Annotated in this window: 5 protein-coding genes and 1 pseudogene; 3 read left to right on the top strand and 3 right to left on the bottom strand. The window is 57.7% G+C overall.

Going from position 1 to position 4,679, the window contains the following annotated elements:
* Positions 1–26 precede the first annotated feature (26 nt).
* From FDW94_RS05625 to FDW94_RS05635, 3 genes are read right to left on the bottom strand one after another with little or no spacing between them, the layout of a single operon-like run.
* The gene (locus FDW94_RS05625; protein WP_048227173.1) at positions 27–281 is read right to left on the bottom strand and encodes a (2Fe-2S)-binding protein; all 255 of its coding nucleotides are present in this window, start codon (positions 279–281) and stop codon (positions 27–29) included.
* Complete coding sequence (locus tag FDW94_RS05630; protein WP_137377265.1) at positions 278–1,381, bottom strand: FAD-dependent oxidoreductase; 1,104 nt, start codon at positions 1,379–1,381, stop codon at positions 278–280. The genes FDW94_RS05625 and FDW94_RS05630 overlap by 4 nt, the downstream gene beginning before the upstream one ends.
* Positions 1,378–2,319: a 4-hydroxyproline epimerase gene (locus tag FDW94_RS05635; protein ID WP_048236210.1), complete on the bottom strand. Its 942-nt coding sequence runs from the start codon at positions 2,317–2,319 to the stop codon at positions 1,378–1,380. Before FDW94_RS05635 ends, FDW94_RS05630 begins: the two co-directional genes overlap by 4 nt.
* A 308-nt stretch (positions 2,320–2,627) precedes the next feature.
* Between FDW94_RS05635 and FDW94_RS05640 the strand changes: the two genes are divergently transcribed.
* From FDW94_RS05640 to FDW94_RS23905, 3 genes and pseudogenes are all read left to right on the top strand, one after another.
* Complete coding sequence (locus FDW94_RS05640) at positions 2,628–3,443, top strand: AraC family transcriptional regulator (protein ID WP_008786078.1); 816 nt, start codon at positions 2,628–2,630, stop codon at positions 3,441–3,443.
* A 138-nt stretch (positions 3,444–3,581) separates the two neighbouring features.
* Positions 3,582–4,502: a dihydrodipicolinate synthase family protein gene (locus FDW94_RS05645; RefSeq protein WP_003830108.1), complete on the top strand. Its 921-nt coding sequence runs from the start codon at positions 3,582–3,584 to the stop codon at positions 4,500–4,502.
* A gap of 14 nt (positions 4,503–4,516) precedes the next feature.
* Positions 4,517–4,679 (top strand): annotated as a pseudogene (locus tag FDW94_RS23905) (aldehyde dehydrogenase (NADP(+))); the annotation flags it as partial.

Genomic DNA, 4,679 nt, shown 5'->3' on the forward strand with positions numbered 1-4,679 from the left:
CTGCGCCAAGGATCAGGATCTCACAGTCAACGCTTTGCATGATGGCTCCTTTCAATCACCATTTCGGGCTGGCATTCCGTCTGGCAGGCCAGCACCCGATGTCCGTTCACCGTGACGCGGCACTCCTGGCACACCCCCATTCCGCAGAAGGGCGCGCGCAGTTGACCACTCACTGAACGACGGGTCACGCCGTTGCCCACCAGGACCAGTGCTGCTGCAATACTCATTCCGACGGGAACCTCACAGGTCTGGCCGTCGATAATTACGTTCAGGGTCGTCATGCGATGGCCTCCTGCTTGTGCAGACGTGCGGGGAGCCAGGCGTCCGGGGACACCGCCGGGCGCTCGCCAAGGATCTGGGCGCAAAGTAACTCGGCGGTTGCTGGCGCGGTTGTGACGCCGAGTCCTTCATGTCCCAGCGCCAGCCAGATACCCGGACGCGCAGGATGTGGGCCAATCAGCGGGTTACCGTCAGCCGATGCCGCGCGAAAACCGCTCCAGCAACGGATGATATTTAGCGTCTCCAGAGAGGGTAAAAAATGGCGCGCTCGCGCCAGCATCTGTGCCAGCAGGGGGAGGTCAACCTCGCGGTCGGTGTTATCAAACTGGCGGGAGGAGCCAATCAGCAACTGTCCGGTGGGGCGTGGCTGAATGTTAAATGCCACTGAGGTGCCGCCTGCATGGGCGCTGGCACCGTATCCCAACTCTACCAACTGGTGGCTGAGCAAGGGGCCGTAGCGGTCGGTAATCGCCAACTGGCCTTTTTTGGGTCTGAGCCAGTTTTCACCCAGCAGCGTGTTGGAACCCAGACCGCTGGCGATGACGATGGCGCGCGCGCGCAGTCGTTTGCCGCTGTGTAGGGTGACGTAAGGGGCATCAACAGTGAGGGCGCTATCCCGAAGGTGCGTTAAATCGGCATCGTTAATAAACCAGCGGGCGACGTTTGGGGCGTAAACTATCCCGTCGCCGGGAACCCACAGCCCGCCAGCGAGTCCGGCGGTGAGCAGCGGTTCGCGTGCGGCAAGCCGATCGCGGGTCTGCATTTCGCTGACAACCTGGTATTGTGCCATTCGTTGTTTTTTTTCTTCTGCCAGCGCAAGCTCTTGCGGCGTTTCCGCCAGCCACAGCGTGCCGCATCCGCGCCAGGCACAGCTTTCCGGCATCCGGGGTGTCAGTTTGCGCCAGCTCTCCAGAGACCAGGCGGAGAGTGCGAGCTCCGCAGGATCGTCATCCATGCACACCAGGTGACCCATACCCGCCGCCGTCGCGCCCGCATTGCCGTCATCGACCAGCGTGACTCGCTGTCCGCGAGCGGCCAGTTGCCAGGCGCAGGCGGCCCCGATAATCCCGGCACCGATGACGATGACGTCACTTTCGATCACAGCGAGATCCCCCAGCAGAACGGATCTTCAGGATTGAGGATCAGCTTGTTATCACCACAGACCCATGCCTCTCCGCGGATCGTCGGGACGATCTTGTCGCCATGCGGCACGAAATGCGCCGTAAATTCGCTGCCGATGATGCTCGCCTGCCGCCAGGATTCTCCGGATTTGAGTTTTCCGTCCTCTGCCAGACAGGCCAGCTTAGCGCTGGTGCCGGTGCCGCAGGGCGACCGATCCCAGGCTTTTCCGGGGCAGAGTACAAAACTGCGGCTGTCCGCGCGATCATCTTCTGCAAACAGTTCGATGTGATCGATAATACCGTCATGTTCGCCACGGATGCCTGCACGATCTAACCCTTCACGGATTGCCCATGCGTACTCCGTCAATTCAGGGATCTTTTCCGGCGAGACCGCGAACGGATGATCGTTGACAAGGAAGAACCAGTTGCCGCCCCAGGCGATATCACCCGTTACCGTACCGTGGATGGTTTCAACCTGTACCTGCTTACGCCAGCGGTAGGCCGGCACGTTTTCGACCGAGACGCTGCCGTCTTCGTGCAGCGTGGCGGTCACATCGCCCACCGGCGTTTCAATCAGATGTTTACCGGGCTGAATGCGCCCAAGCCATGCCAGCGAGGCAATCAGCCCGATGGTGCCGTGACCGCACATGTTCAAAAAGCCGCAGTTGTTAAAGAAGATGACTCCCGCCGTGGCCTGTGGCGAAACTGGCTCACAGAGCAATGCACCGACCAGAACGTCGTTACCGCGCGGCTCAAGAATAATGGCTTTACGCCAGTCGTCGTAGTCGCGGGAAAAGCGCTCGCGACGCTCGCTCATGTTCCCCGCTCCCAGATCCGGAAAGCCGTCGATGACCAGGCGAGTGGGTTCACCGCCGGTGTGAGAATCAATCACTCTCAGTTCACTGTACTGTGCTGTCATAGGATCTCCGGGAAGTTAATATTTTGTTGCTAAATGCTGACGCAAGCCCTGCGTCCCGGCTTGATCGCTTTCGTCACCACAAATGACGAAATCAGCATAATGGCCGCTGTCATCGTTAAGGCGATATCATATTTATTTGTTATTAATCATTTTGTTAGTGGTGTGGTAAACCAAAAAAGGCAACCGCGCCAGTGGCTGGAAAAGGGGAAATTATAAATCTACGGCAGGATCGCAAAACGCAGTAAGGATGCTTGCTGAGTTAACAAAAAGTTAATAAATATTCAGATCACTAATCGGGAGGAAGCGTGATGTCCTGTGTGATTAATGATGTGCGGGCCCCGTCGCCGGTGCCTGAAGTGGCTGAACTTAGCCAGATATGTGAGGGGTTGGCGCGTCAGCGTCCGGACAATATCCAGACGTTGCTCCATGCGATGGCATTGATTGCGCCGCTGCTCAATGCTATTCCGAATGTGGTCTTTTTTATCAAAGATGTGCAGGCCCGCTATTTGATGGTCAATATGACCCTGGCACGACGCTGCGGGTTTAAGACGGTCGTTTCTCTGCTGGGTAAAACCTCTGCTGATGTTTTCCCTTCAGCGCTTGGGCTGGGCTATACCGAGCAGGATATGCGGGTGCTGCGCGAAGGGGTAACGCTGCGCGATCAGCTGGAAATGCATCTCTACAACGGTCGTGAACGCGGCTGGTGTTTGACCCAGAAGCTGGCGCTGCGGGATGCGCAGGGCCAGGTCATCGGTATGGCGGGGATTTCACATGATCTGCAGGAAGCGCAGGCGCGTCACCCGGCGTGGCAGCGACTGGCGATCGTCGACGATCATATCCGCAACCATTATCACCGTCCCATCGCGATGGAAGAACTAACCGCCCTGAGTGGCATGTCGGTGGCGCAAATTGAGCGCTACTGTAAGCGTATTTTTCATCTCACTCCGCGCCAGATGATCCACAAAGTTCGGCTGGAAAAAGCCACCGAACTGCTGGCGGGCGATACGCCGATTACCGATATTGCGTTGCAGTGCGGTTATACCGATCACAGCGCGTTTAGCCGCCAGTTTAAGGCGATGACGGGCTCTACGCCGCGTGATTTTCGCATTACGCTTGCCGGGTAAGACACACTCACTGTGCTAATTTCGTCATCAAAGAGGAAGAAAACCACCAAGCAGTCGGTCGCCTGAAACGTCAATCTGTCAGTGAATATTCACCATTCATTCACTTTAAATTAACAAATTGACGACAAGGAACCGAACATGAGCAAGAAAGCCATTCACTGGAGCGGTGTATTCCCGGCAGTCAGCACCCAGTTTCGTAGCGATTATTCCCTGGATCTGGATGCCACCCATACGGTGATGAAAAACCTGGTCAAGGATGGTGTTTCTGGCCTGGTGGTGTGCGGCAGCGTGGGGGAGAACACCTCTCTGACCACGCAGGAAAAGCTACAGATCATCGAAGTAGCGAAAGATGCTGCGGGCGGTCAGATCCCGGTTATTGCGGGGGTGGCCGAATTCACCACCGCGTTTGCACAGAAGATGGCGAAAGAGGCAGAGCGCGTGGGCGTCGACGGTATTATGGTGATGCCTGCGCTGGTGTATTCCTCAAAACCGCATGAAACAGCGGCCCACTTCCGCAGTGTGGCTACGGCTACCGACCTGCCTATCATGGTGTACAACAACCCGCCGATTTACAAAAACGACGTGACGCCGGACATCCTGGCGACGCTTGCCGACTGCGACAACATCGTCTGTTTCAAAGACTCCTCCGGCGATACCCGCCGTTTTATCGACCTGCGCAACTCCGTTGGCGACCGCTTTGTGCTGTTCGCTGGGCTGGATGATGTGGTGGTCGAGAGCATTGCCGTTGGGGCGGAAGGCTGGATCTCCGGAATGTCGAACGCCTTCCCGCGTGAAGGGGAGACGTTGTTCCGCCTGGCGAAACAACAGCGTTATGAGGAAGCGATGGCGCTTTACCGCTGGTTTATGCCGTTGCTGCATCTGGATGCGCGCCCGGATCTGGTGCAGTGCATCAAGCTCTGTGAAGAATTGCTGGGGCGTGGCAGCGCCATTACCCGTCCACCGCGTCTGGCGCTGGAAGGGGATACCCGTGCGCAAGTGGTGGCGATTGTTGAGAAGGCGCTGGCGACCCGTCCACAACTGCCGGATGTTGGCCTTTAAGTAAAGGAGTGATGATGACGCTACCTCTCTCTGTTTCGGGTCAGCAGTTTATCGCCGGACGCCGCGTGGCAAGCGGTGAGGCGACGCTTCCAAGCCTGCGTGCCGCTGACGGCAAGCTGACCGGATACCATTTTTACCCGGCCTCTCGTGAGGAGGCCGCCGCCGCGGCGGAGGCGG

The sequence above is a fragment of the Citrobacter sp. wls757 genome (genome assembly GCF_005280935.1).
Classification (GTDB): domain Bacteria; phylum Pseudomonadota; class Gammaproteobacteria; order Enterobacterales; family Enterobacteriaceae; genus Citrobacter; species Citrobacter portucalensis.